The sequence below is a fragment of the Streptohalobacillus salinus genome, from assembly GCF_003201605.1.
Lineage (GTDB): Bacteria > Bacillota > Bacilli > Bacillales > Amphibacillaceae > Streptohalobacillus > Streptohalobacillus salinus.
In genome coordinates this window covers 305,282-331,038 of sequence record NZ_QJJR01000001.1, presented here as the reverse complement: position 1 = coordinate 331,038, position 25,757 = coordinate 305,282, and the positions used below count along the sequence as shown (strand labels likewise).

Genomic DNA, 25,757 nt, shown 5'->3' with positions numbered 1-25,757 from the left:
CCTCCTCTACCAAATTATTTCTTAAATAAACGATGGGTGTTTTCTATGCTGGTCATGATTAAAGCGGTGAGTGGAAAGATCAACCAATTTATATACCATAGCTCGTACAAGAAACCCGTTACTAAGAATACAGCTACAGCAAGCGGCCAGACAATGGCAGCTAATTGATGTTCCTTTTCATTTTTCTCTTCTTTTTTTCTGAGCCCACCTTCATTTAATAATGATTCAAGATCTTCTTTTTGTTTTGCTGCTGTAATAAAGAGATAGACTGCAATGGCAACAAACAGAAGTAACAGACTCGTTCCGGTAAGTGCCCATGTGTCATCAACAGTTGCAAATCCGATCAGAATTAACGGTGATAAAATACAAAGACTAACCCCGACAATGGTCTTTACAACAAAATGTTGTCGCTTATCAGCTAATTTTTGTTTAACGGTGTCTTTTTGTTCCTTTGATAGCTGATAATCTTTAATTTCTTCGTTAATAGCCTCTGACTTAAAACCACTGTAAATAAAACCTGCTACAGCAATAACAACGGCTAAAAACAGGGGCAATAACCCTAAAATAATATATTGGTCAAACCAGGCAAACCGGGTTAAAGAAATCATTATACTGACACCTAGAATGATCAACATCACACCAAAACCGATTCGTTTTGATTCTCGAGAACTATGGTGAATAAACCGTTCCAATAATTCGTCCGGAAGAAACGTTGTATCTTTTTCCTGTTCTTTTTGTTGAATTTTTTGTCTAATTGCACCCAAATCGCCGAGTGCTTGCAACGCATAACCGTATGCTGTTTCCTTAGATTGACCTTGTGCTTGCGCTTGTTCATAAGCAGCATCAGCTTTTAAGGTAAGGGATTGGCGATATTCCTGAACGGCTTCTGTTTTTTCTGCATCTTCAAATAACAAATCAATATATGCTTCAATTTGGTGTTTCATAAATTAGCCTCTTTTCGAATGGTTTAAGTTTACTTAGCGATGATATTCACGTTGAAATAACTGACTGAAACGGGACATTGTATCATCAACATCTGCAAAAAGTAATTGTTGAATGAATGCTTTATTTTGCATCCATAATTGTTGTAATTGCCGATCAATTGCTTGTTTCCCTCGAATTAACTGCACATAGAGCCGTAAACGTAATAAATCGATTGCTTTTTGATCAACCTCATCAGTATGCGCTAGCGTTGTTTCGATTGGATATAAACAATAATCTGAAGGTTGATGGATTGATCGAGCCACACCTAAGCCAACTTGAATGGCATAATCAATGCGTAAAGGTAGTGCCAATTTATAAAAGTAGCTGTTATTTAAGTGTGCACCCAGTGGTGTAGATGTGATATAGACTGGTTCATCGTTAGGAATAAGTCTTAGTAATTCATTGAACGTTTCTGTCGCTGTTTGCTTAGCTACAAGTGCTTGTAAGTCGATATCCAGCAAATGATCAATTGTATAAATCCAATTCTGCTTAATGCCAATAAATGAAATCACTTCAAAATCACGATATATTTTCAATTCACTTCCTGTATGCCAATCAATGAGATAGTCATCAATCCAATTATCCATCGTATTAACACCCCTTTATTACAGATTATTTCTCATGACATCGCAATAAACGTATATGCTTTTTTAAAACATTTAACTCTATTGGTAAATCTTCTCCTTCATCTCCATCAATATTCGTATGAAGCTTCACTTTTGAAGACAACCGGGCATAATTTGTCTTTATGTAGATGACCTGATCTTGTTCACTAAACGTACCGGTCATCGCCGATGATATGATTCTCACAATGTCTAGACCTTTTAACTCTTTCACGATAAAAACATGCATTAAGCCATCATCTAGTTCTGCTTCAAGTGATAACTTTTCAAACCCTGCAATTGAGTTAGTCATACCGATAATTACTAAAAATGCTTGTTCTTCAATTTCTTGATGAGGTAGTGTTAACCGAATTGGATAACTATTATTTTCTGTCACCTTTTTCGCACCTTCAATATAATAACTTAAGGCCCCGAATCGTGTTTTCTGTTCGGGTGACACATCATAAGTAGCTTCCGCGATAGCACCTACAGCAATCACATTGACAAAGTAGTGGTCGTTTACTTTCCCAATATCAACCCGTTGTTCAGTATCTGCTTCTTTTAAATAAGCAATCGCTTTATCAGGATCCATTGGCATACCAATCGCCCGGGCAAAATCATTAACCGTACCGAAAGGTATGAACGTAAATAAAGGTTGATGACGTTGCTCCGCTAACCCGTTAATGACTTCGTTTATCGTTCCATCTCCACCTACAGCAACAACTAGATCAAACATTTGTCTACAAGCGTCCGCAGCAAATACTGTTGCATCCCCCGATTTTTCTGTTTCTCTGACTTCTAATTGATAACCTTTTTGTTCAATTGCTTCTGTAATATCTAAGTAATACTCACCGGCAAGTTCATCACCTGACGATGGATTATAAATCAACATGGCGTTTTCCATCGAAGTTCCCTCGGCTTTCTCTTATTTAATTTTCAAGCTTGAACCAACTTAACCTAAAATCCTCGTGGGTTTTAAGAAAGCAATCGTCTCACCAAAACCACTACAACTGAATCACTGTTTTGAATAGCTGTGTAGTTACGTATACCCGTTTTCAGCTTAAGTTAAAAGCTAAAATTTAACATTTTCATCTATTTATTCATTGCTTGCACTTGTTTATTCTTTTAGGATAGAAACATTGTGTTTTAATTACCCCAGGTATTTAAAGACGCAAAAGACACAGCTATAAAACAAACCCGATCGCTATCTCATTAGCTTTGGTTGCTAACAGATAATCGACCCGGTTCACTTTTCACTGTGCCTTTAAAGGAGAACGACATACTAATCTTGTGAAGTTTTTCTTTAATAGTTTTGCAAGGAACTATACAAGTAGCGCTCAATTAACTTTTCTGTTTCACGCAACGCATCCACATGCGTCCGCTCATAAGCATGTGACGCATCAATTCCCGGACCAATTAAACCGTGAATCACATCATGCCCGGCATTCATCGCTGCGGAAGCATCTGAGCCATAATAAGGATAAATATCAAGTTTGTAGCCGATATCCTCTGACTCTGCTAAAGCGACAAGGTGCTTTCGTAAACCATAGTGATACGGCCCACTAGCATCTTTCACACAAATTGAGACAGTAAATTCATCTGTTTGTTGACCATCACCCATCGCTCCCATATCAACCGCTAAATACTCGACCGTCTCTTCAGTGATATTTGAATTCCCACCATAGCCTATTTCTTCGTTGTTTGAAATTAAAAAGTGTGTCGTATACGGTAAAGTTTTTTCAGACATCACAATTCTTTTAGCAACTTGTAATAAAATGGCCACGCTTGCTTTATCGTCAAGATGACGCGATTTAATAAATCCTGAATCAAGCACTTCGACACGCGGATCAAACGAAACAAAATCTCCAACCTCAATACCGTGTGCGCGGACATCTGCTGCATTCTCTACTTTTAAGTCTAAACGCACTTCCATGTTTTCTTGGTTTCGTTCGAGCGCGCCATTATTTTTATACACATGTACAGACGTTTGATGCATTAAAATGGTTCCAGTTATCCGTTCTCCCGTGCTCGTTTCAATCTGACAGTACTCACCTTCAATGGCGTTATAGCGGAACCCGCCAATAAGATCTAATTTCAAGCGACCATCTGTTTTAATTTCTTTTACCATTGCTCCTAATGTATCAACATGTGCTGTTAACATCCGTTGTTCCTTGTTATTCTTACCGGGCAAAGTGGCGATAAGGCCGCCTTTGCGATTCCGTTTTGTTTCGATTCCTAGCGTGTCAAAGTATTGACTAACAAATTGAATCACTTCTGTTGTGTTACCAGAAGGACTCGGAATACGAACCAAGTCTTTCAATAATTTCACTGTATTATTTTCCATCACTTATCCCTCTTTTCTACTATTTATTTTAGCTTTTCTATTCGTTTCTTTCAAGGTTTGCTATACTAAAGGAAAGAAAGGTGATATAAATGACACTTACGTTGCAAAGAAACTGGCAAAAACAGATTGCTGATGATGACTTCAATCATTATAAGCGTCTCTACTTAACTTATCTAGAAAAAAACTTAATCTCTCAGTCGACGTTAAGTTCCGACTTATTAACATTAATTCCGCTACGGAAGGCCTTTAATCATAAACAACAGTTACTCATTACGACATTGGTTGTAAACGAGACATCTTCACCTTATCGTGGGGAGCCCATAAGGACAAATTATCTTGAGAGAAACCAAACAGCTACGACAAGCTTTATGATTCATGATTTAACTCTTCTACCAAACGACGCAACAATCTGGACAATTATCTTTAGTCACCATTGTTTCAAGACAACTGACTTAACAGAACTTACTGTTTAAACTACTGAGTATTCTACCATAAATAATCTGAGCAGAACACGTCGAAACCCAATGCAAGTTTTGGAGCAGGCGTGTTTGTTCTTTTTACTAGTACTTGTTTATTCTTTAGGTTATAATCATTTTTTACAGTTCAAAAAACGGAGTGATACATGATGTTCGAACCTATAACTGAACCAGTGATTATTTTTGCGATTGCTGTGCTCATCTTCTTAATTACCCCTATCCTTATGAAAAAGCTACATATGCCTGGGATTGTTGGACCGATTCTTGCTGGCGTAATGGTTGGCCCCTATGGCCTCAACCTATTAGCGCGCGACGCAACAATCGAGCTCTTAGGGACGGTCGGCCTCTTATTTATTATCTTTATTGCTGGACTCGAACTTGATATTGAAGGCTTTATGAAATATCGCCATCGAAGTTTGATATTCGGCTTGCTTTCATTTGGCTTTCCTCTCATTCTCGGGTTTTCCGTTGGGATTGTTTTTCAATTTAGTATTCCAGCAAGCTTACTGCTCGGTTCAATTGTCGGGTCACATACGTTACTTTCGTATCCCATCGCCAGTAAAATGGGCATCAGTAAGAACAAGGCAATCATTACAACGGTTGGCGGTACGTTAGTCACTGATGTTCTCGCCATGCTATTCTTAGCTGTTATATCTGGAATGTCAGTCGGTCAAGTTAATGCGTACTTCTGGTTACAATTAATCCTTTCCACAGGTATCTATGCGTTACTCATTTTTTTACTTGTCCCCTTTCTAACTAAGCACTTCTTTAAAATTGATGGGCTCGATGGTGCCAGTGAATTTAATTATGTCCTGGTTATTTTATTTGTTAGCGGTTGGATGGCTTTATACGCTGGACTTGAGCCAATTATTGGTGCCTTTCTTGCTGGTTTAAGCTTAAACCGTTATATTTTCAGTCAAGGATCATTAATGAATCGGATTGACTTTACCGCGAATGCCTTATTTATTCCGTTTTTCTTATTAAGTGTTGGTATGTTGATGGATGTTACCGCGTTATTCGCTAGTGTCCAATCAATTATGCTTACTTTTCTCATTACCTTTAGCTTGTTTATTGGAAAGTCAGGAGCTGCCTTCTTAAGTGCAAAACTATTTAACTACTCGAAGACAGAAAGCCTTGTTATCTTAGGCCTGACCATTCCACAAGCAGCGGCAACACTTGCTGCTACGTTGGTCGGTTTTGACTTGAATTTGATCAACCAAAATACGGTCAATGCGATTATCATCATGATTTTAATTTCAACGATTGTTGGACCATCACTGACCGAAAAATATGGTCGCCGATTAGTAAAAGCGCAAACTGAAACGGAACCAGATCCTGAAAAAAGACCTGAACGTATTTTGATTCCAATTGCGAATCCGCATACAATGGAAGCATTAATGGATTTAGGTTTTCTTGTTCGGGCATCCCTTCAATCTGATGAACCGCTCTATCCACTAAAAGTAATTAAAAATCATGCTAAACAAGCAGAAGCTGATGTGGCAACTGCTGAAAAGATGCTGGGACATGCTATGTTTTATGCCGCAGGCGCTGAAGTGCCCATTCGACCACTGACTCGGATTAGTTTATCTGTTGGTAAAGGGATTGAACGCGCCATTACAGAGGAACGTATTACCACTGTTATTTCAGGTTGGAAGGGGCCAAAAACACACTCAGAAAAAGTCTTTGGCGGTGTTATTGACAATGTAATCGATCATACCTATATTCGCCATCTGATTGTAAAAGAGACTGAACCGATTCAAATGACAAAACGATTAGTAGTCATTTTACCGAAACAAATTCTTTATAAACCCGGATTTAAAGATGCCATTCGCATCACTAAAAACATCATTAAGCAATTAAATTGTACCGTCTTATATATTGTGATGGATGATGATTTTGAAGCTACAAAATCTGTCATTGAAGAAATTAAACCAATTAATCAGTTGAGTTTTACGCATCTCCCTGACTGGGAAATGCTCGAGCGGTATTGCCTAAAATTAGCTAAACAGGATTTAGTCATGGCGATTAGTGCGCGACAAGGTACAATTGGCTGGCACCCTAGTCTCGAAAACTTACCTCGTAAATTATCAGATAACGTCAGTCAAAACTTCATAATTTTCTATCCGTTTGAAAATTATGAACTTGATTTACGTGGTCAGAGAAAGACCCCGATGTCAGTGATTAGTGCCACCTACCATTCTGACTGATGTTAATAATCCTACAACTTCACGTTTTAGCTTAGACCATAAGAAAGGACCCGGAAAACGTTCTCCAGGTCCTTTCTTATTTTGAATGCATTAGCGTTTTGTTATCCTTTAATCTTCGTCTTTGACATAGAGACTTTCAGGAATAGGTTCATTGAGATATGCTTGGATTTGCGCACGTACTTTTTCTAAGTTTTTGAAATATTGATCAAATTGACCGGTATTAATCATATAGGCCTGACCATCAAAATGCGCTTTAATTTTACCTTCAAATATTAACTTCCGCACCTGTTCTTCATGAATATCCAGATACTCAGCAGCTTCATTTAAATCAACATACATGGTAACACCTCCTAATTAAGGACGCTTCAAAAAACTGGTTGGTAAAGCACTGGTAAAGGTTAATGTTTCATTCGTTAACGGGTGGTTAAAAACGAGCGTCTTCGCATGTAACCCTAATCGCTTAATGGTATTCGTATGGGCACGGTACTTTTTGTCTCCCACAATTGGATGGCCAATCGATGCAAGTTGAACACGAATTTGATTTTTCCTACCCGTATCCAAGGAAACATCCAGTAACGTTTCTTGTTTAAAGCGCTTAGTTACTCGATAAGTTAATTTCGCATACGTTGCATCCTTACTTGATTGTGTTACATACATTTGGTATGTCTTTGTTTCCTTAAGGTATGACTCAATCGTGTCATTATCTTTTTTAACTCGACCTTCGACTAGTGCTTGATAGGTACGTTCCAACACACGTGTTTTCCATTCCTCTTGGAGGATCTTTTTTACCTGTTCAGTTTTGGCAAAGACAAGTACCCCTGATGTGTCTCGATCGAGTCGGTGGACAATATAAATGCGCGTATGTGGTTGTTGCTTTTGTAAGTATTCACTCAAAAGACGATGGGCTGTTGGTTTCACTTCATTTTTTTGTGTTGCAATTGTCAACAGACCTGCTTGTTTATTGATGACAATAATGGCATCATCTTCATAAAGTATTTCCATGTGTCGCACCGCTTTTGTGTCTTGTTTTTTCGTTAATACTTTAATCGTTTCACCCTTGTTCACAAGATGGTTGAATTGTGTTACTACATTGTCTTGAACGAGAATTTGTTCACGTGATAAATAGCCTTTTACTTTATTTTTAGCTTCAGGAACATGTTTATAGAGATAATCGAGTAGCTGAACATCTTCATCCGGATTAAACCTATACTTTATCATTTTATCACTGCCTTCACTGTTGCCAGTCCCGCTTCAACAAGCCGTAATGGACGTGATCGAGGTAGCGGTCATGTGCCCATTCAGCTTCACGAATCACACCTTCTTCACTAAAACCTAGACGTTTTGCGACGGCGCGACTTTTATGGTTAGCCGTTGCTGCTTTCAGATCTATACGGTTCAAAGCTAACGCGTTAAAGCCATAGTCAATAATCACTTTGGTCGCTTTGGTCATAATTCCAAGTCCCGTATACGGTTCACCGAGCCAATAACCGACTTCCGCACGTTTATTCGTTTGATCAATTGTATTGTAACCGACAAGGCCACAAAACTTTCCGTCTTTATAAATGGTTGCGACAAACGATTCACCTTTAGCATTTGTAATCATTGTTTCGTTAACAAATTGTTCAGTATCCGCTTTTTTTGTTGTTAAATCAACAAATATTAAAAAGGTGCGTAAATGCTCACGCGAATATTGAATCATCTCGTATATCTTTGATGTATCGGTTGCTTGTAAAGGTCTAAGCTCTAAATTTTTCTCAATTTCAAATGAAAACATCTACCTCACCTTTTCTGTAGTTTTTACCATTATACACAAAATGACGTGTAGTTACATCCAGAATAATAACAAATCTTCATGTAACTACAAACGTTATTGCTCTTTTGCGCGTGTTAAAAGCAGTGGAGCTGTTTTTTTAATTAAGATCGCACCCATCGGTGCCGTTAATAAAATTGACAATACCGCGATCGCGAGGATGGTGCCACCCTCACCCACACCACTTGCTAAGGGGATGCCACCAATGGCAGCTTGAACGGTTGCCTTAGGCCAATAACTGAACACACAAAAAAGACGTTCGCGTCTATTTAAATTCGTACCAATGAGCGAAATCACGACCCCTAATGTTCTAAACATTAAGCCAACACCGATGATCACCAATCCCATCAAGCCCGCTTGAAAAGCAACGTCAATATCGACTGCAGCACCTACTAAACTAAATAATAAGATTTGAGCAAATACCCAAATGCCTAACAATTGTTTACTTAAGCCTTTCGCTACTTCTGGTCGTTTCTCAACAATCATAAATCCTAATGTCATAATCCCCAACAAACTCGCAATACCTATCTGTTCACCAAAGTGATAAAAGAAAATTGCCCCTGAAAGAACAAGTAATAAGCGTTCACTGTTCGATTTAAGAAATTTCTTGAAATCAAACAGTTTCACAAAAATCAAACCGATAACTAACCCAATCATTACACCGACAATGATACTAAATGGAATCTTTAATAACGAAAAGACAATCGACTCTCCACCTGATGTACCAAGTCCTAGAAAGAAGGTAAATAACGTAATTGCAAACACATCATCAATCGAAGTTCCCGCGAGTAATAAGGTTGGAATCTGCTTATCTTCACCTAATCGTGCTTCTTTTAATTCTAACATGCTTGGAACAACAACCGCTGGTGAGACCGCGGCCAAAATAAACCCTAGCATACCAGCCTCTGCAAAACTAAAGTTAAAAAAGAAATAGGCAAGAGCGGTAACCGCAAAGCCTTCCATTAACGAGGGGATGCTGCTCATTTTCAGTGCGCTCCAGCCAACCTTTTGTATTTCATGCTTATGGATCCCTAAACCTGCTCGGATGAGGATAACCATTAAACTAAAGGTGCGAATCTCTGGTGAAATATGTAACAAATCATTCCCTAACCAATCGAACATATATGGACCAAATAGGACACCAATTACTAACATGCCAAGCAGGGGAGGCAAGTTGAACTTTGTCATCACCATGCCAGCAATAAACCCGCCAAGTAACAGTATCGCGATACTTTCTAACATACATGTGTCCTCCTCACCTTTGATAAAATACTAAAAATAGCTGCTATCAAAAATAGAGATCGCTACCCTATCTTTGGTAGAAGCTATTTATTGCGTCACAGGAATTTAATCACACGTTTCACGTCACGCACTCATGCACCGCTTAAGCAACAAAATTTTATCATAGTTTACGGTATTAGACAATGAAATTATGTAACCTAGCCGCACGTGTTTTCGTCTATAGATTAGTGACCAGACATTTACCTCTCATCCACGTTTAGGAACAGAAATCAATCTTGAAATCCTTTCCAATCCGAGGTAAAATAAAGAATAGTCAGATATATTTAAGCAAAGTGTTTCATAAAGGAGTTTGAATGATGCGCAAAAAAAGAATAACTATCTCATGGATAGCAAGTTTTATTGCTTTATTATCAATTAGCGAATTTTATTTTGCCCCTACTTATAACAACTGGAAATTCATGCCGTCTGTTCTATGGATTTGGCCCCTCTTGCTTCTCGGGTTATTTTGTGCCATTCGCATCCCAAAAGAAGGTCGTGGCTTCTATAAGTATGTCTCGATTTTGATTCCCAGTCTGTTAGCTATCACGTTAATGCTTCCAACACTGCAAGCGCTCGTATCGGGTAAAGAAAAGGTGATGACAACCACTTCACCGGATGGCAGCTATACGGTCGATATTTACCAACGTGACAATCCTAAAGTATTAATGGCCGAACGCAATGGTCCGTTATGGTTCAGACAAGAATTACACGTTGATCGCAATCCTGACGGTGTTATTGTTCAATGGATCACTTCCTCTCAACTTCAAATCAATCAAAGCATCGTTGACATTAAAAAAACTGGTGAACAGTAGCCTAGTAAATGTCCCAATTAGAGGACACTCGTGACTGTTCCCAGTTTTTATTTTTACTCTTCTTCTTCCACTGCAGCTTGTTCGCGTTTCAATCGTCGGTAGAACCGCAGACTTTCTCGAATCACAATTAACACAAAGAGGGCAAATAAGATTTGATTGATCGTACTTGATAAGTCACCGATTATTAAGAAAGCAATTAAGCCTAATAGGTAAAAACCAAGCATGATGCCGTGCATGATGCGCCAATTAAATTTGTTAGGTTGCATTTCGCCCATCCTTTCTCTTATAGCTATTTCCTTTTAAAAAGGGTTGAATCAGTACATGACGAATGGCTTCCGTTTCCGTCTCTAAATCAAGGACAATCGCGGTCATGAAATGACCCATCCAGCCTCTGACCATTGCTTTTACATCCACATAATCATTCAATGGTGCCAGTTGATCTGTCATTTGATTAAAAAAGAGTACCGGAAAATTAATATGACTGGGTAAATGCCCTTTTAAACTTTCTGCCAATAACATTTTTATCACAGGTTGATTTTGCTTCAATGTAATCATTCTTGTCATAAATAAATCAACAAGAACGTCGCCTAATTCCGCTTCATTCTCACGAAGGATAGCTTCTGATTGAAACATCATTTCAATTTTAGATTGGATCGCTATTAAAAACAAATTTTGTTTGTTTTTAAATTTCCGAAATAAAGTGACCTCCGCAACCTTTGCTTGTTTCGCAATATCTTGTGTCGTCGCTTGATAGCCATTTTCGATAAAGATATCGATCGCTGCATCAATAATCCGTTGTGATGTATCACGCATGGTTTGTCTCCTTTAGCTTCTTACAATCTTCGTTCATAAACTAATCATTCACTAAAAACATAAGCAGGTAATTACTACTGTTATCATAACAAACTTACTTACAAATACAAAGCAAGAATTAACCGGCTAACCTATTATTTGTGGTAGCTTTTTAAAAAAACATCACCGCTTTTCGTTTAGGCGCATTTGCACCCATTCCTTTTCACGCTAGCCCCTATCAACAAGCCTTCGCCTTCCTATCACATCTCTCCACCACCTGACCCCCTGTTTAATTAGCGTTCTTTTCGGATAGCATCACGTAACTTACAGACAGCTTTACGTTTATAATGACGGATGGCATTTGCTGTTACGTGATGGTCATTTCCTATTTCAACGAGTGTTTGGCCTTTTAATATCTGTCCCTCAAACCAGAGCCACTCGTTGTCAGTTAAGATAGCTTTGATCTTTTCAACAAAGGTAGGATCATAATCATTCTGACTCGATTGATTAAGGTCACTGCGCAGATGTTGTTGATAGGCCTCAATTTTATTGCGGGCACGTTCCTCTTTTCTAAATAAATCAATTAAATGAAACTGCATTTTACTGTAGACATAAGTTGAAAACTTCATCTTCTCTTCTTGATAGGTTAAACTTGCTTGCCACAAAACAATCGCTAATTCTTGATAAAACTCACCTTCACCATCACGCACATGATATTTCTTTAATAAATGATACATCATCGGCTCAAAATCATTAAGTAATTGATTAAAATCTTGTTCCATCATAAAATCCCCTAAATCGGATCCTTTAGTATTCCGCGGTAACTAAAGTTTAATCCAATTTAGCAATACGGTCATTGTTCTAAAAAGTGGCTCTTTATGTTAATAACCGTACCAATCGAACCCTTTTTAGACAAAACACAGCTGTTTTTCAACCAAAAGTGTCTTTATGGTAGAAATTCCTGACAGTCACACACTACTAGTACCTTTAAGAATGTGTGATGATTTCAGCTTTTTTAAAAGAAAAAAAGATCAAGACTACCTTTCAAGTCTTGACCTTAAATGATTTCTCTCCAGCACTTACCATTGTTCATTTAATAGCTCGCGTTTCTTGCTTTCATATTCGGTTTCTGAAATAATCCCGTCTTGCATTAGCTTATGTAACTGCCGAATCTTTTGATCGTATCCGCCTTCTTGATCCATGATATCTTTAGAAGATTGGACGTCGACTTGGTGGGTAGCAACGCCTTTTTCACTAAAAGCATTGATCCCATGCATGATCGTAATACCAATCGATACCAACAACCAGATTATACCGAAGCCGCCAAAAGTAGGCACGACGAGCACAAACCCTAAAACAACAAACATTAATCCTACTATAAATCCAAACATTGACTGACCTTTACTAGGTTTAACACGGTAACGTTGAGTCATATAATAATCGTCTCCCTTCAAAAAACTGATGGACCTAATCATAATCATACCATGACAGTCCGTAACAAGTGGTTAACTTAGATCCGCCTTAATGATAAAACAACCCCTTTATACAAACTCACGCCTATTTTGCAGACATTTGATAAAGCGCTAACAAAAAAATAGCTGATTAACACGACCACGAATGGTGCAGCTAATCAGCCAACTCTCCCAGTTACAACTATTGGTAACGTTTTAATTATACAATAATTTTTACAGCTAGAAAATAGCTATCCGTAAATTTCGTCAATCTTTTGTTTTGTCTCTTCAACTAGGCTATCTTTTTGTCCGCAAAAACGAGCACAGTTTTGCTTCTCTTTTCTTTATGCTTTAGCTTTAGCTATTGTAATCGTGAGATCACCTATTGATTTGCTTGGTAGATCTCTATAGCCAGGTGTAAATATAAGAAATCAAAAGCATGAACATCTTGATAATTATTTTTTTCATGATTTTGTAACTGCTCAATTACTTTCTCATACATCAATTTTTCATAGGTTTTTTCTTCCGTTTTATTAAAATATATCAGCGCTAAACTATTTACTGCACTTGCTTCATAGTCGACTGCTTCTTCTAATGTATCACGGTAATATAAACCGGTTAGACGATTATTTTCAGCTAACTGATTCATTAGCCATTCATGAAAAGTTGCCGGAGTTTCTTGAAATAAGTCTACGTAGCTAATCGCTGTTAACAATTGATCAATCAAATTAACCGTTAATTCGTTGGTCACATGCAAGGATGATTGAGAGATAATGTAGACTTCTTTAAAAAATGGCTTTTCTTCTGCTTGATTAAACAACTGTTTAGTTACCGTTAAATCTAAATCTAAGGTCCTTAACATCGGTACATTTTGATAACTCAAGTGCATGGTATCACCAGGTAATTGATACGCCCAGTCATAAAAATCACTAATTATCCCTTGTTTTTGATGGTGCATTTTAATCGTTCGTAAGAACGATAACCCCATTGATGCATAAGAAGCATCGTCAAAAACCTCTGTCGCTTTAAATAGGGCTTCACTGATGCGATATGTGTCTACAACTGCATCCGCACTGGTATCTTTTAAACGCCATTTTATAAAGTCATCTTCTCGATATAAGTCATCAATTATTGTATAGGCTTCATCAAAAGCTTTTTGATCATCCAAATAAACCATTAGCAAAAGATATTGTCCCAGTGATTCAACTAGAAATGTGTCATGATCAGGATACATTCGAATACCGGATGTGTCATCCCAGTAATATTCTTTAATGACCTGGCGAGGATCTTCTACTTTACTAACAAATTGTTGATATAGATAAAAGAGGCTCACAAAAATCACTCCAAGTCCGATAACAACTAAACCAAGTTTTTTCATTGAACATCACCTTTATTGTAACGCTTTGTTTTGTCCCATTGAATTGTTTTCCGGCGTAAGCGGCTTGTGATGTACTGAAATAAACTTTTGAATAGTAAAATCAAAAACAACTGTGCATAGGTAAAATACATGATCATACCAACGGCCACATTTCTCGGCGTCAGGGTTGATTCAAGTACCATTGCACTAATAATTTGGGCCGTATATACCACATAACTTAAAAACCAGATGAGCAGTAAGGGTGTCCCAACAACGGGTAACGGGTAACCGATTAGCCCTAAGATAAACCATACATTGCTAATCGCTAGAAAGACGATAAAGACTAGATAGGTGAGGATATGTTGCATCGAATGCACAAACGTTCGACCTTTCCAAAATTTAAATTGGTAAAGCGACTTTTCCAATAAATACAAGTTACCACTCAACCACCGTGTGCGTTGTTTTATTAATGCTCGTAATTGTTCGGGCTCTTGTTCCCAGGTGCGTGAATGGTGAACAACCGGTAGTAAGTAACCTAAGGCTGCAATTCTAACAGTCAACTCTGCATCCTCTGCTAGTGCAACTGGATCATAACCGCCTGCTTCTGCTAACACGGATCGCTTTAATAACATATTTGTTCCTGCGAGTGCTCCTGTTTTAAACAATTGATAACGACCGCTCTGCATTAACAGTTGGAAGACTTGAAATTCTAAACCGATCATCCGCGTTAATAAGTTTTTGCTTTGATTAAATGTTTTTACGTAACCCACGGCACCCCCTGCCTTTTTCGTTCGTTCCGCTTCATGTACGAGTCGCATGACACTATTGGGTTCTGGTTGATTATCTCCATCGAAAACACAAAAGTATTCAGAAGTCGTCACCGCTATTCCATAATTTAATACTGATGACTTTCCTTTATGTTTTGTCACGGGAACTAGCAAATAATGTATGAAACTGAAGGTTGTCATGAATGCCTGTGCAATAGCCTTTGTATTATCTGTTGACTGATCATCAAGTACATAGATGTTCAGCTCTCCAGGATAATTCAGTTGACTCATAGCTTCTAACGTTTCTTTAAGAACGACCCCTTCATTATAGCAAGGAATGAGCACAGCGACCGATGGATACAATGCCAACGGTTGATCATCAACTTTCTTTAAACGACGATAAACACCAGCAAGCGTCAAGACTGAGTAATAGATTAACATCAACCAAAAGAACGCCATGATGACATACAATAGATAAATCATCTGTCATCACCTACTTTAATTGGGGTCAATGTATCAAAGTCAAAATCTTCTTCGCCATAGCAGGTATAGGTTACAGGTAAATCGATTTCATTTAGATGCGGTCGAATCGCTGCAAAAAATCGTTCTGCAACTTTTTCAACGCCTGCTTTATTAGCATTTTGTAAAAAGATAATGTAGTGACCTGCGTGATTGCGCATGATTAGGTCGTATTCTTCACGTATCGTATGTTGCAAAACATCACTAATGTAGTGGTGCATCGCATTTTTTGTGAATGTTTTACTATGCACATTGACGATGACCACTGTATTATGTTCCTGACGACGGCTGGTCCCACTTTGGATAAGGTGCACCCGAGATTTAAATTCAGCTTCGGTTAATAATTCGGTTGTTCCTTGAAATTTTTCTAGTGTTTTCAGACGTAACGCCTGTTCAAAATACCGTTTTTCCCGCTGTTTAACAACGGCCGAGATTACCCAAATCAACAAAATAGTTGCCGAGAGCAACACATGTTCTTGAATCAAATCAAATTGATTTGAAAAGGTCTGATCTGTAAGGAAAATTAAACTGAAACCAACAACTAAGATGATCATTAGTGCTACCAAAAAGAGTTGACGCCAACTCAAGAACAAACTAAGGATAATCACTCCAATAATGATAATGAGATCAATTTGTGCTAAGTAACCACTGCTGTACCGAAAAAGGCCCACAAGGGTCATCAATAAAAACGTGAGTATGAGTGATATTAACCGGTGCTGCTTGTACATTGACTTCACCCGCCTTATTCAATTTTAATACTTTACTATTCCCACTTTAGACCTACAACAAGCCAATATTATAAAAATAGCATCTACAGTCACAGAAAAATGGAGATATTTATGCTATAGTGTAAGTTGGAGCGATAACTAGCCAGTCTGATACTTAAATCCATTGAGCAACAAGAAAGGAAAGACGATGAAATTAACACTTGGATCAACTTCACCAAGAAGAAAAGAGTTATTAGAACAGGTTGGTCTTACCTTTAGTATACGGACACCTGATGTTGATGAATCTAAGATCAAAACTAGAGACCCGATCGAGAAGGTTTCTGCACTCGTAAAATTAAAAGCCGCCTTTTTACCTTTTTTATCTGACGATGAAGTGATTATTACCGCTGATACCGTCGTTAGTTACAAGCAAATCATTTTTGGAAAACCTAATAATAAACAAGAAGCATTCACGATGTTACAAGCGCTAAGCGGTCAGACTCATGTTGTCTATACTGGGGTACTGATTCGTAGTAAAACGAAGCAAAAGCTACTCGTCGAACGGACAGAAGTAACCTTTTTCCCCTTAACAAAGGCGGAAATTGATACTTATATTGAGACAGACGACCCTTATGATAAGGCTGGTGGTTATGGCATTCAAGGATATGCTGCACGGTTTGTAGAAAAAATCAATGGTGATTACACGACGGTTGTTGGTTTACCCGTAGGCAAACTCTGTCGTGCTTTAGTAGCATTTGAAGCTGAATTTTCAACCGATTAATCTAGCTTGTTTAAAGAGATTACAACTAAAAAGGGAGGGCTCGTTATGAGTAGAAATCATGTCCACGTCGTTGCTGCAGTCATTGAAAATGAAGCCAATGAAATTTTTTGTGCCTTGCGTTCAGCTACGATGAAACTACCTAAACTTTGGGAGTTTCCAGGTGGGAAAGTAGAAGTTGGTGAGGATGCCTTCACGGCACTAAAACGTGAGATAAAAGAAGAATTATCGTGTGAAGTAGAACTCGCAGATGAAATCTTCCAAGAAGTTATTTATGATTATCCTACCTTCACCATCAACCTAACCGCAATTAAAGCGAAATTAAAGCATGGAATGCCTTCGGCACTTGAACACTCGGCAGTTATCTGGCTTAAACCGGACTATTTAGAAACACTAAACTGGGCACCCGCTGATCTTCCAATTGTCGAGGCCTTACAGAAAGAGACGAATGGATCACAACTGTGATCCATTCGTCTCTGTTTTTTATCTCTTCATTTATTTACCAACACGGGCACGATTTTTTATTCCTTCAGCAAAATCACGTTGCTTCATTTAATGACTTTCTTTAGTGATATACGTATACAAGCTGCGCTCCACCGGCTGTTTTAATTTCAACAACATCTTAACCACTGGCACCATTTTCATTGATTCCTTTTCCATGTTCGTTTCTTCAAACGATGTTTGCACCGGTTCAACATCACCTAAATAATAAAACGATGCCCCTTCATCGTTATGCTTCTTCACAAACAATGGCAAGCGCATCTGGTGTTTGTGATGGTGGTAAATTGCATCAACATCTGGTGAGCAAAGACGACGATTAGACTTAGACATCCACTGCAACAATTCAGGTGTAATAAATTGATCGTCATATTTCGTCGTTTCACTTATCCCTTCTTCTTTAAGATAATTAACGAAAATCGGACAAAAGCGCTTATCTTGACTCACAAGATAGCCGCCAACATTTTGCGCAACTGGATTCTCTGAAAAGCCTAAAATTCGAAATACATCTTTTCGAGTATACTTTTGATAAAGTAAAAACCCATCAATTAACTGGCTTTCACTCCGTTGTTCTTGATAACGATGTAAACAAAAGGTCACTTGATCAGCTAAATAACGTGCAAAATCTTCTTCATTTAATAAGCGATCGAAATCTTGATGCCGCTTGTATTGTAAATCTTCCTCATCAAACACAACCATCGTGATGCCGTAACGTGCTTCAATTGCTATCATTTGTGACTTGTGTTTTTCTCTCGCAAAACGTAAATTTACATTTTGCACAACGGATGCCCTTGTAGCGCTCGTGAGTGCTGGTAAACCAAGGCGGATTAATTGTTGATCGAAGTCATCGTCAGATACAGCAACTTTGTCTAATAGTAACACCATTAACACAGCTTCGTGGGGTCTAACCCCGTCTAAAACATGTTCACTTAGCTTTTCTAAAATAATCTTTGCATCCGTTGAAATTTCAGTTGTGAACTTTTCTTGCTTTTTCACGTAATTGTAATAAGATTTCCCATACCTAACATACAACATCGGATCACGAAATCCGTAATTAACGAAATCCATCATCATCGGTTGCTTTCCTAATTTATTTTTCAAACGGACATAATCATCATCTAAATCTTTTTTTAAACTTAGGTTTTTTTGGTCAATTGCATTAAAAATGCGCGTTTCAGCAATTGCTTCAAAATTAATAGTTGACTCACCTGGAATCGATCGACTTCCTTCAACGAGCTGTTTTCGTAACCGATCCTTATTAAAGCGGTAATCACCATATAGGGCGACAGGAATTAAATAGTTATTTTCATAGTTACCGATGAAATCGATGACGGTTAGAAACGCCTTATGATGATGTTTTCTTAAGCCTCGTCCTAGCTGTTGGATGAAGATAATACTGGAATCTGTTTGTCTAAGCATGACGACTTGATTAATTTTTGGAATATCGATCCCCTCATTAAAAATATCAACCGTCAAAATATAATCAAGTCGACCCGCTTCTAATCGATTCACCTGCATGGTTCGTTCTTCTTGCGAACTATCACCGGTCAATGCAATTGTCTTTAATCCTTGTTGATTGAGAGCACCTGATAACGCATGCGCTTCTTTTTTACTTTGACAGAACATTAAACCACACCGGGTGTCACCCGCATGCGAATAATAATTGATTTTTTCAACAATATGTTTTGCCCGATGATCCAAACTTAAATCATTAATTGAAAGCTCAAGCTCATGACCATCCGGTGCCATTAATTCCGTCACGCCAAAATAGTGAAAGGGTACAAGTAAATCTTCTTCTAGTGCTTCTTTAAGTCGGATTTCATAGGCGATATTATAATGAAAAAGTTCAAATAAATTATAGCCATCCGACCGCTCCGGGGTTGCTGTCATGCCGAGTAAAAACTCAGGCTGAAAATAATTAATAATCGATTGGTACGTATTCGCTCCGGCCCGATGTGATTCATCAATTAATATGTAATCAAATGCAGCGCTATGAAATTGCTCCCGTGTTTCTTGTTTCGAAATGGTTTGAATCGTCGCAAACAAATAACGTGCGTTCAAATCTTTCTTAGTACCCGTAAGTAAGCCAAAATCCGATTCAGCGCCTCCTAAAACACGGCGGTAATCCTCCATCGATTTCGTGAGTATTTGTTCCCGGTGGACGATAAATAACATGCGTTTTGGTTTGAAACGCCTCACATCAAATGCAGATAAGTACGTTTTACCGGTCCCCGTCGCTGAGACGATAAGGCCGCGTTTCGCACCCTTCTCACGAATGGCTCTGAGCCCTTCGAGCGCTTGGCTTTGCATTTGATTCGGGATAACCTTTAGTGCATCTTCAACTTTATTCGTCTGATAACTCGCTGGAAACTCTGCCACCTTCTGATCGTGCTGGATGAGGTACAGTTCTTGATACCGTTTGATCCATATCTCAGTTAAGGGCTGAGCATCTTGCCACATTGTTTCAAATTGATCATTAAAATAGCCAACAATTGAGCCATGTTCATGCGAGGTTAACTTTATATTCCACTCATAGTTTACCTTTAGAGCACTAGCTGTTAAATTCGAACTCCCTACAATCAGTGAACGGTAAGATTGGTGTTCAAAAATGTATCCTTTTGAGTGAAAGCCTTCGACTGTTGTAATGCGCACCTCAACATTTTTCAATTTAAGCAATTCTTTAAAGATTTTCGGTTGATTGAAATAGTTATAGGTAGACGTCAAAATGCGTCCTTTGATTCCTTTGTTATGTAAATCAAATAAATGTGCCTTTAACGCTTGCAGACCACTCTCTGTAATAAAGGCTACCGCAAACATGAAACCTTCAGCAGCTTTTAACTCTTCGAGCATGGTTGTTAAAACCATTTGTTTTGTTGCTTTTTCATTGACAAGTAGCTCAGGTTCAAAGCTACCACCGTACGGGGAATCACGGTCAATAAAACCTTTGGTTAGCCCTAATCTTAATTCGTCTATGCGTGCTTCCATTTATACACCACCTCTACACATTCAATATTACCAAAGATCGACATAAATTGCTGCATCTTTCCTCTCATCAGCGATGAAAAGACATGTCGAATTATCTTCACTGATATTAAGTCGCTAAAAGGTTATTTTTACGATCTCTTTAATCGTGACGTTAGAAAGAATCCTTGGTGTTTTGTTCTCTTGGTGTACTCACCTCCAATTTGTTATCACCTACCCTGACTGGGTAATGCTTTTACTTGGTCTTCACTTGCAGATGCTTACGTTTATGCTTAACAAAAAGCATGCGAATCCCTTCGCATGCTTTTTGTTAATTCGTTTGATAGACAGCTTCGTAGGTATGAAAACCATCCTCAATCACAAGGTTAATATTATTTTCATCAATTGGTGTCGGTTCTAAAAAAACCGTTGGCACATCCTTTTTACCGTTATTAATAGTATGTTCTGTTATAATGCTTTCACCATTAGCCATACTTATTGCTATTTCTGCTGCCCTATCAGTCAATTCCCGAATTGATTTATACACCGTCATCAATTGCTCACCGTTAATAATGCGGTGAATGCCTTCGAGTTCAGCATCCTGGCCAACAACTGGAATTTCCCGTGCTAAACCTAGCGCTTCAATCGCTTCAATCGCTGCTCCTGCCGTGGCATCATTTGCGGCAATTACCGCATCAATATCGCCCGCGTTTGCCGTAATGGCTTTGCGCATGTTTTCTTTTGCATGCACGGGCATCCACCCTTCGGTCCATTGATCATAGACAATCGTAACATCTCCTTGATCTATCGCTGGTGCCAATACCGATAGCACCCCATCCTTCATCAAGTGGGCATTATTATCGGTTTTTGCACCGCCAATATAGACATAGTTTCCTTTTGGAACAACTTCAAGCATCGCACTTGCTTGAAGGCGGCCAATCTCTTCATTATCAAAGGATATATACAGATCAACATTTGCATTTTTGACTAATCGATCATAAGAAATCACTGGAATATCAGCCAATTGTGCTTTTCCGACAATGGTTGCTGCAGCCTCTGCATTATGCGGAACGAGTACTAATACATCAACACCCTGACTAATCAGCGCTTCAGCTTGAGCTATTTGTAAAGCATCATTTCCGTTTGCTGCTTTAACAATCACACGAGCACCTTTGGCTTCAATCGCTTGTTTAAACATATCGCGGTCTTTTTCCCAGCGTTCTTCTATTAAAGTATCCATTGATAAACCAACAACAATTTCTTGTTCACGTTCAACCTCTTTTTCTTTTTTCGGTTCGGTTGGTGCTGTTGTTGTCTCACAGGCTACTAGTGTAACAAGGCTTAGTAATAATCCAATCTTCATCAGTGCTTGACGCTGCATTGATACCTCTCCTCGCATCTCATCGAATAATAGATGACCACATACAAAACCAGTCACACCGACCTTATCAAACTATTGCTGTTCAACTAGACGGTGCGCACGGTATGTTTTTGGTGAAAATCCAGTGAACTTTTTGAACACTTTGCTAAAATAGTTTGGATCATGATAACCTATTTCATAAGCTACTTCTTTAATACTGAGCTGATCAGCTTTTAACAATCGTTTTGCATGCTTGATCCGACACGTGGTTAAGAATTCGATGTAATTGACCCCTAATTTTTCTTTGAATAATTTACTAATATAAATGGGACTTAAATGGACGTGACTCGCTAACACATCTAAAGATAAATCTTCGGTTGCATGTTCCATCACATATTGTTTAATTTGTGTCATCCGGTCCGTCTCTTTATCTTCCGTGAACGCATTATAGTTAGCAATCAATTCTTTAAAGTACACATCAACTTCTTCAAACAACGCTTGATAATCCGTCGCAAAAAATGAATACTTCTCCCACTCAATCGAGATATGCACCTCTTCTAATGTTTTTCCCATCATCCAGATAAGTTGACTAATTTTTTGTTTGGCTTCTGCAACAGGAAACTTCTCCATTTCATAACACAATAAAATCTTATCCACTTGTTGTTTAATTTCTCTAAAATCTGCTTCTCTAATGTCATCAAAGAAACGACCAGATAAATACGTATGATAGTGAATATCACATTGATGTTCACTCATCTTCATATCATCATAGAAACTAAAGGCATAGGTGCGTCTTAATTCCATCGATGCGATAATTGCTTGTTGATAAGAATCTTTCATCTCTTCTAACTTAGTAGAAGGTTGCCCTAAACCGATGACAGCGGGCAGCTTTAACTCATGCTGTAAAACTTTAATGAGCTTTTTGGCTACCTCAGTTGCCTGTTGTCGATAACTACGTTCATCTCTAAAGCAAATGACCGGGAGTTGATGACGATATAGCGGGCCAATAAACCCATCCCCAAGACGAGCAATGGCGTTTTGTAAAACAGGATAAACATCTGACTGATGCGCTTCAATAACTACGACAAAACAAAACATTTCTTCTGTGACTTCTCGTTCCATAAGTTCCAACAAGTGCTCAGCCTCGACATCATGGACGTGATCAAGCAATACTTGCGTCACCAAATCGCGTTCCATCACTCGTTTTGATTGTTCAAATGTTAGTCGGCGCTTCTCACTTTCTTCCATCTTTAGTTTTGTTTCTTTTATTTCATCAATAATGCGACCCATTGTTTCAACAATCTCACTAATTTTACTTGGTTTTAGTAAATAGTCGCGTGCGCCTAATTTAATCGCATCTTTCGCAAAACTAAAGGTATCATAAGCTGTCACAATGACAACGTTCATTTTTATACCTTGCGCTTGTATTGCTTTAATTGCTTCTAAGCCTGACATACCTGGCATCTTAATATCCATTAACACCAAATCAGGCTGGTCACTAAGCGTTCGTTCAACTGCTTCTTGACCATCACTTGCTTGGATGATGGTTAGTGACTCAAATGCCTGATTTAAGATTTGTTTCATGCTTTCGCGTTCGATTTCTTCATCATCGACAATTAAAATTTTAAACATGTCGACTCACCCCTTTATTTTAGGTATCGTCAAGTGGATAGCTGTTCCTTCACTTAACACCGTATCGATCGTCACAATTCCGTCCGCTTCGTAAAACAACTTTAAGCGTTTCACGACGTTATTAAAACCAATGCCAGTAGAGTGACCTTCTTTAGGTACAATTGAACCATCCAACAACTGTTGCTTTGTCTCTTTTGTCATTCCAGGTCCATCATCTTTGATTGTTACCTGTATGATATCTGCTTGATTTTGTATCTCTAATGTGACCGTGCCACCTTCACGTTTTTTCTCAATCGCATGGATCACCGCATTTTCAACAATCGGCTGTAACGTTAATGCAGGCATCGGTAAGTCGAGCGCTGATTGATCAATGATTTCAACATAATGTAGCCGCTTGCCGAAACGTGCTTGTTGAATCGCAATATACTGACGGAGTACCTCAATTTCATCTTTTAAGGTCACTTCACGATCGACTTGCTTTAAGTTATAACGTAAGAGATCAGCAACATTAACAAGTAAATCACTTGTTTCAACTGATCCTTCTAAATAAGCTTTCTTTGAAACGGTATTTAATGTATTGAATAAAAAATGTGGGTTAATCTGACTCTGTAAGCTGCGAAACTGCGACGCTTGGAGAAGTAATTTATTTTCTTGCAGTTCTTTCTCAAGTTGAGCTTTTGTTTGTATTTCTTCAATCAATTGATTGATATTAATTCGCATGCGATTAAATGTTTTACCTAGAAAAGCTAGCTCATCTTTTGAATCAACATAAATAGCTTCATCAAATTCACCGCGAGAAAGGGCATTGGCCGCATCTGTTAATTGATGGATTGGACGCGTAATACTCTTTTGAAAAAGATACGTCACCAACATGACACTTGCGACAAGTAACAACAGTAACCAAATGCCAAAACGATTAATTTTAACAGACTGACCAATCATATTTCGGTAAAAATCTTCATACGTGGTAAGTTCTTGATTGAGTAACCCTAAGGTTGTTTCTGAAATATAATTTTGAATCCGTGTCGCATCATCGAACTCTAAGCGTGCTGCTTCCGGATCATCTTGGTCAAATAAACTCAGCGAACGATTCATTGATTCAATTAAACTATCGACCAAGTTGATATAATTCGTTAAAGGGTAGTGATTCCCTTGATGCTCCAATTTCAAAATATTATGTTCTTGTTGCAACAAGTCGTCCATGTCATCAATCAACTCGCTACGTGTCATTTCCGTTGGTTGATTTAAGTAGGCATTCAAATCGGTCATCAACAGTTGACTATTCTGGTTAACCTCATTCAGTACGAGGTAGCGCTCCAGTATGACATTATATTGTGCTTGCGTTTGACGATTGAAAAAGGTCAATGAAATCCAAATCGTTAACAAGATCACAATCACACTACCGGCGAGTAGGGTTACTTTCCGCTTAATCGTGTGCATCAGTATCAGCTCGCTTTATCAAAGAAATGGGCGTATGATAGCCATCAAAATCAAGCGGTAAGGTTTCACCGTTCAACCATTTAAATACAAGTTCGACACTTAATCTTCCCATATCTTCAGGCGTCTGTTGAATGAGGGCTTCTATTTTGCCAGCGTTAAAGAGTGGATAGATATCTGGTGCATCATCAAAGGAATATATACGTACGTCAGATAAACGCATTCGTGATGTGATTTCATCAATCATAGGCTCCGTAAAAGCTGCATCTAACGGTAGAATCGCTTCAACGTCCGGATAAAGATTTAATAATCGCTGCGTAGCTTCCTTGATTTGTTCACGCGATGTATCTGATTCAACCATGACAACGTCAAGCGAAGCATATTTATTAAAAACAGAATCAATACCGATTAACCGTTCTGTTTGGATATATGGATGAGATTGATCCATTAATAAAATAACTGAACCTGTCGCATCAACTTGACTCACTAACGCATTAGCTAGCATTCGTCCAGCTTCTTCTTGATCTGAACCCACATACGTGCGACGTAAGCTTTCTTCCATCGGGACATCCTCGGCGATGGTAATCACCGGAATACTGTAAAAGGCCGCTTTTATTTTGGTTAATTCTTTAAAACGATCTGTATCTTTTCCTTGCACAATAATACCGTCTACCTTTGCATGAATCGCTAATTCTAGATGGTTAAGAAAAGCTTCTTCATTTTGACTATAGTCACCGACGATTTCTAAGCTTGCCCCTTCCATCTCGGCCTGTTCAATGGCTCCACGTGCAACCGCATCAAAAAAAGGGGTATTGATTTGCTGGGTAATTAACACCAATCGCGTGTCATCATCTTCAACGTAGACTTGCGTAGGTGCCTGCCAATCGCCTTTAACAACATCAACAAATGCGCGAACAGTAAAAAATAAGATCACTAAGAAACCGATAATAAATAAAGCGGTTACATTTTTACGCATAAAGAA

General features: G+C 38.4%; 25 protein-coding genes. 5 read left to right on the top strand and 20 right to left on the bottom strand.

The features are described from left to right. Positions 1–14: 14 nt before the first annotated feature. From DES38_RS01420 to DES38_RS01405, 4 genes are all read right to left on the bottom strand, one after another. Complete coding sequence (locus tag DES38_RS01420) at positions 15–944, bottom strand: hypothetical protein (protein WP_110250295.1); 930 nt, start codon at positions 942–944, stop codon at positions 15–17. Between the two features lie 33 nt (positions 945–977). Next, the gene (locus tag DES38_RS01415) at positions 978–1,571 is read right to left on the bottom strand and encodes a hypothetical protein (protein ID WP_110250294.1); all 594 of its coding nucleotides are present in this window, start codon (positions 1,569–1,571) and stop codon (positions 978–980) included. Between the two features lie 25 nt (positions 1,572–1,596). Continuing rightward, complete coding sequence (locus DES38_RS01410; RefSeq protein ID WP_110250293.1) at positions 1,597–2,490, bottom strand: diacylglycerol/lipid kinase family protein; 894 nt, start codon at positions 2,488–2,490, stop codon at positions 1,597–1,599. 399 nt (positions 2,491–2,889) lie between these two features. Next, entirely contained in the window at positions 2,890–3,930 is a 1,041-nt protein-coding gene (locus tag DES38_RS01405) for a M42 family metallopeptidase (RefSeq protein ID WP_110250292.1), read from the bottom strand. 89 nt (positions 3,931–4,019) lie between these two features. Between DES38_RS01405 and DES38_RS01400 the strand changes: the two genes are divergently transcribed. Together DES38_RS01400 and DES38_RS01395 are read left to right on the top strand one after the other, a co-directional pair. Then, complete coding sequence (locus DES38_RS01400) at positions 4,020–4,403, top strand: SLAP domain-containing protein (protein WP_110250291.1); 384 nt, start codon at positions 4,020–4,022, stop codon at positions 4,401–4,403. 149 nt (positions 4,404–4,552) lie between these two features. Continuing rightward, the gene (locus DES38_RS01395) at positions 4,553–6,613 is read left to right on the top strand and encodes a cation:proton antiporter (RefSeq protein WP_342767328.1); all 2,061 of its coding nucleotides are present in this window, start codon (positions 4,553–4,555) and stop codon (positions 6,611–6,613) included. A gap of 108 nt (positions 6,614–6,721) precedes the next feature. On the opposite strand, the gene DES38_RS01390 is transcribed toward DES38_RS01395, so the two are convergent. The 4 genes from DES38_RS01390 to DES38_RS01375 form a co-directional block, all read right to left on the bottom strand. Continuing rightward, a complete protein-coding gene (locus DES38_RS01390; protein ID WP_110250289.1) occupies positions 6,722–6,952 on the bottom strand; it encodes a helix-turn-helix domain-containing protein in 231 nt (76 codons plus the stop codon). A gap of 15 nt (positions 6,953–6,967) precedes the next feature. Continuing rightward, positions 6,968–7,831 carry an RluA family pseudouridine synthase gene (locus DES38_RS01385; protein WP_110250288.1) on the bottom strand — a complete coding sequence of 288 codons (864 nt, stop codon included), beginning with the start codon at positions 7,829–7,831 and terminating at the stop codon, positions 6,968–6,970. Between the two features lie 13 nt (positions 7,832–7,844). Further along, positions 7,845–8,387 carry a GNAT family N-acetyltransferase gene (locus DES38_RS01380; protein ID WP_110250287.1) on the bottom strand — a complete coding sequence of 181 codons (543 nt, stop codon included), beginning with the start codon at positions 8,385–8,387 and terminating at the stop codon, positions 7,845–7,847. Between the two features lie 93 nt (positions 8,388–8,480). Beyond that, complete coding sequence (locus DES38_RS01375) at positions 8,481–9,665, bottom strand: cation:proton antiporter (RefSeq protein ID WP_110250286.1); 1,185 nt, start codon at positions 9,663–9,665, stop codon at positions 8,481–8,483. Positions 9,666–10,018: 353 nt separating this feature from the next. On the opposite strand from DES38_RS01375, the gene DES38_RS01370 reads away from it, so the two are divergent. Then, a complete protein-coding gene (locus tag DES38_RS01370; protein ID WP_146206344.1) occupies positions 10,019–10,516 on the top strand; it encodes a hypothetical protein in 498 nt (165 codons plus the stop codon). 53 nt (positions 10,517–10,569) lie between these two features. Here the strand turns inward: DES38_RS01370 and DES38_RS01365 are convergent, their stop codons facing one another. From DES38_RS01365 to DES38_RS01335, 7 genes are all read right to left on the bottom strand, one after another. Further along, positions 10,570–10,782 (bottom strand): hypothetical protein, encoded by a 213-nt coding sequence (locus DES38_RS01365; RefSeq protein ID WP_110250284.1) that lies wholly within the window; start codon positions 10,780–10,782, stop codon positions 10,570–10,572. Continuing rightward, positions 10,772–11,329, bottom strand: coding sequence for a TetR/AcrR family transcriptional regulator (locus DES38_RS01360; protein WP_110250283.1), 558 nt, complete (start codon positions 11,327–11,329; stop codon positions 10,772–10,774). The genes DES38_RS01365 and DES38_RS01360 overlap by 11 nt, the downstream gene beginning before the upstream one ends. Positions 11,330–11,601: 272 nt before the next feature. Further along, entirely contained in the window at positions 11,602–12,093 is a 492-nt protein-coding gene (locus DES38_RS01355) for a sigma-70 family RNA polymerase sigma factor (RefSeq protein ID WP_245881936.1), read from the bottom strand. Between the two features lie 294 nt (positions 12,094–12,387). Further along, positions 12,388–12,741, bottom strand: a complete 354-nt coding sequence (locus DES38_RS01350; protein WP_170114299.1) for an SHOCT domain-containing protein — start codon at positions 12,739–12,741, stop codon at positions 12,388–12,390. A gap of 400 nt (positions 12,742–13,141) precedes the next feature. After that, complete coding sequence (locus DES38_RS01345) at positions 13,142–14,137, bottom strand: hypothetical protein (RefSeq protein ID WP_110250280.1); 996 nt, start codon at positions 14,135–14,137, stop codon at positions 13,142–13,144. Then, entirely contained in the window at positions 14,134–15,366 is a 1,233-nt protein-coding gene (locus DES38_RS01340; RefSeq protein ID WP_110250279.1) for a glycosyltransferase family 2 protein, read from the bottom strand. Before DES38_RS01340 ends, DES38_RS01345 begins: the two co-directional genes overlap by 4 nt. Further along, positions 15,363–16,130 carry a hypothetical protein gene (locus DES38_RS01335; protein ID WP_110250278.1) on the bottom strand — a complete coding sequence of 256 codons (768 nt, stop codon included), beginning with the start codon at positions 16,128–16,130 and terminating at the stop codon, positions 15,363–15,365. Before DES38_RS01335 ends, DES38_RS01340 begins: the two co-directional genes overlap by 4 nt. A gap of 187 nt (positions 16,131–16,317) precedes the next feature. On the opposite strand from DES38_RS01335, the gene DES38_RS01330 reads away from it, so the two are divergent. Together DES38_RS01330 and DES38_RS01325 are read left to right on the top strand one after the other, a co-directional pair. Continuing rightward, the gene (locus tag DES38_RS01330) at positions 16,318–16,890 is read left to right on the top strand and encodes a Maf family protein (protein WP_110250277.1); all 573 of its coding nucleotides are present in this window, start codon (positions 16,318–16,320) and stop codon (positions 16,888–16,890) included. Positions 16,891–16,935: 45 nt separating this feature from the next. Next, positions 16,936–17,352 carry a (deoxy)nucleoside triphosphate pyrophosphohydrolase gene (locus DES38_RS01325; protein ID WP_110250276.1) on the top strand — a complete coding sequence of 139 codons (417 nt, stop codon included), beginning with the start codon at positions 16,936–16,938 and terminating at the stop codon, positions 17,350–17,352. An 87-nt stretch (positions 17,353–17,439) separates the two neighbouring features. On the opposite strand, the gene DES38_RS01320 is transcribed toward DES38_RS01325, so the two are convergent. The 5 genes from DES38_RS01320 to DES38_RS01300 form a co-directional block, all read right to left on the bottom strand. Next, a complete protein-coding gene (locus tag DES38_RS01320) occupies positions 17,440–20,370 on the bottom strand; it encodes a DEAD/DEAH box helicase (RefSeq protein WP_110250275.1) in 2,931 nt (976 codons plus the stop codon). A 307-nt stretch (positions 20,371–20,677) separates the two neighbouring features. Next, the gene (locus DES38_RS01315) at positions 20,678–21,727 is read right to left on the bottom strand and encodes a sugar ABC transporter substrate-binding protein (RefSeq protein WP_110250274.1); all 1,050 of its coding nucleotides are present in this window, start codon (positions 21,725–21,727) and stop codon (positions 20,678–20,680) included. A gap of 72 nt (positions 21,728–21,799) precedes the next feature. Continuing rightward, positions 21,800–23,338, bottom strand: a complete 1,539-nt coding sequence (locus DES38_RS01310) for a response regulator (RefSeq protein ID WP_110250273.1) — start codon at positions 23,336–23,338, stop codon at positions 21,800–21,802. Between the two features lie 6 nt (positions 23,339–23,344). Then, entirely contained in the window at positions 23,345–24,778 is a 1,434-nt protein-coding gene (locus DES38_RS01305; RefSeq protein WP_110250272.1) for a sensor histidine kinase, read from the bottom strand. Continuing rightward, entirely contained in the window at positions 24,765–25,751 is a 987-nt protein-coding gene (locus tag DES38_RS01300; protein ID WP_110250271.1) for a sugar ABC transporter substrate-binding protein, read from the bottom strand. The genes DES38_RS01305 and DES38_RS01300 overlap by 14 nt, the downstream gene beginning before the upstream one ends. Positions 25,752–25,757 lie beyond the last annotated feature (6 nt).

Bases quoted from the DNA above. Each gene is read 5' to 3' on its own strand.
- DES38_RS01360 (WP_110250283.1), bottom strand. From the start codon at position 11,329: ATGCGTGATACATCACAACGGATTATTGATGCAGCGATCGATATCTTT.
- DES38_RS01400 (WP_110250291.1), top strand. From the start codon at position 4,020: ATGACACTTACGTTGCAAAGAAACTGGCAAAAACAGATTGCTGATGAT.
- DES38_RS01385 (WP_110250288.1), bottom strand. From the start codon at position 7,831: ATGATAAAGTATAGGTTTAATCCGGATGAAGATGTTCAGCTACTCGAT.
- DES38_RS01335 (WP_110250278.1), bottom strand. From the start codon at position 16,130: ATGTACAAGCAGCACCGGTTAATATCACTCATACTCACGTTTTTATTG.
- DES38_RS01305 (WP_110250272.1), bottom strand. From the start codon at position 24,778: ATGCACACGATTAAGCGGAAAGTAACCCTACTCGCCGGTAGTGTGATT.
- DES38_RS01375 (WP_110250286.1), bottom strand. From the start codon at position 9,665: ATGTTAGAAAGTATCGCGATACTGTTACTTGGCGGGTTTATTGCTGGC.
- DES38_RS01300 (WP_110250271.1), bottom strand. From the start codon at position 25,751: ATGCGTAAAAATGTAACCGCTTTATTTATTATCGGTTTCTTAGTGATC.
- DES38_RS01315 (WP_110250274.1), bottom strand. From the start codon at position 21,727: ATGCAGCGTCAAGCACTGATGAAGATTGGATTATTACTAAGCCTTGTT.
- DES38_RS01350 (WP_170114299.1), bottom strand. From the start codon at position 12,741: ATGACTCAACGTTACCGTGTTAAACCTAGTAAAGGTCAGTCAATGTTT.
- DES38_RS01330 (WP_110250277.1), top strand. From the start codon at position 16,318: ATGAAATTAACACTTGGATCAACTTCACCAAGAAGAAAAGAGTTATTA.
- DES38_RS01410 (WP_110250293.1), bottom strand. From the start codon at position 2,490: ATGGAAAACGCCATGTTGATTTATAATCCATCGTCAGGTGATGAACTT.
- DES38_RS01405 (WP_110250292.1), bottom strand. From the start codon at position 3,930: ATGGAAAATAATACAGTGAAATTATTGAAAGACTTGGTTCGTATTCCG.
- DES38_RS01355 (WP_245881936.1), bottom strand. From the start codon at position 12,093: ATGATGGAACAAGATTTTAATCAATTACTTAATGATTTTGAGCCGATG.
- DES38_RS01320 (WP_110250275.1), bottom strand. From the start codon at position 20,370: ATGGAAGCACGCATAGACGAATTAAGATTAGGGCTAACCAAAGGTTTT.
- DES38_RS01380 (WP_110250287.1), bottom strand. From the start codon at position 8,387: ATGTTTTCATTTGAAATTGAGAAAAATTTAGAGCTTAGACCTTTACAA.
- DES38_RS01310 (WP_110250273.1), bottom strand. From the start codon at position 23,338: ATGTTTAAAATTTTAATTGTCGATGATGAAGAAATCGAACGCGAAAGC.
- DES38_RS01415 (WP_110250294.1), bottom strand. From the start codon at position 1,571: ATGGATAATTGGATTGATGACTATCTCATTGATTGGCATACAGGAAGT.
- DES38_RS01365 (WP_110250284.1), bottom strand. From the start codon at position 10,782: ATGCAACCTAACAAATTTAATTGGCGCATCATGCACGGCATCATGCTT.
- DES38_RS01420 (WP_110250295.1), bottom strand. From the start codon at position 944: ATGAAACACCAAATTGAAGCATATATTGATTTGTTATTTGAAGATGCA.
- DES38_RS01325 (WP_110250276.1), top strand. From the start codon at position 16,936: ATGAGTAGAAATCATGTCCACGTCGTTGCTGCAGTCATTGAAAATGAA.
- DES38_RS01340 (WP_110250279.1), bottom strand. From the start codon at position 15,366: ATGATTTATCTATTGTATGTCATCATGGCGTTCTTTTGGTTGATGTTA.
- DES38_RS01390 (WP_110250289.1), bottom strand. From the start codon at position 6,952: ATGTATGTTGATTTAAATGAAGCTGCTGAGTATCTGGATATTCATGAA.
- DES38_RS01345 (WP_110250280.1), bottom strand. From the start codon at position 14,137: ATGAAAAAACTTGGTTTAGTTGTTATCGGACTTGGAGTGATTTTTGTG.
- DES38_RS01370 (WP_146206344.1), top strand. From the start codon at position 10,019: ATGATGCGCAAAAAAAGAATAACTATCTCATGGATAGCAAGTTTTATT.
- DES38_RS01395 (WP_342767328.1), top strand. From the start codon at position 4,553: ATGATGTTCGAACCTATAACTGAACCAGTGATTATTTTTGCGATTGCT.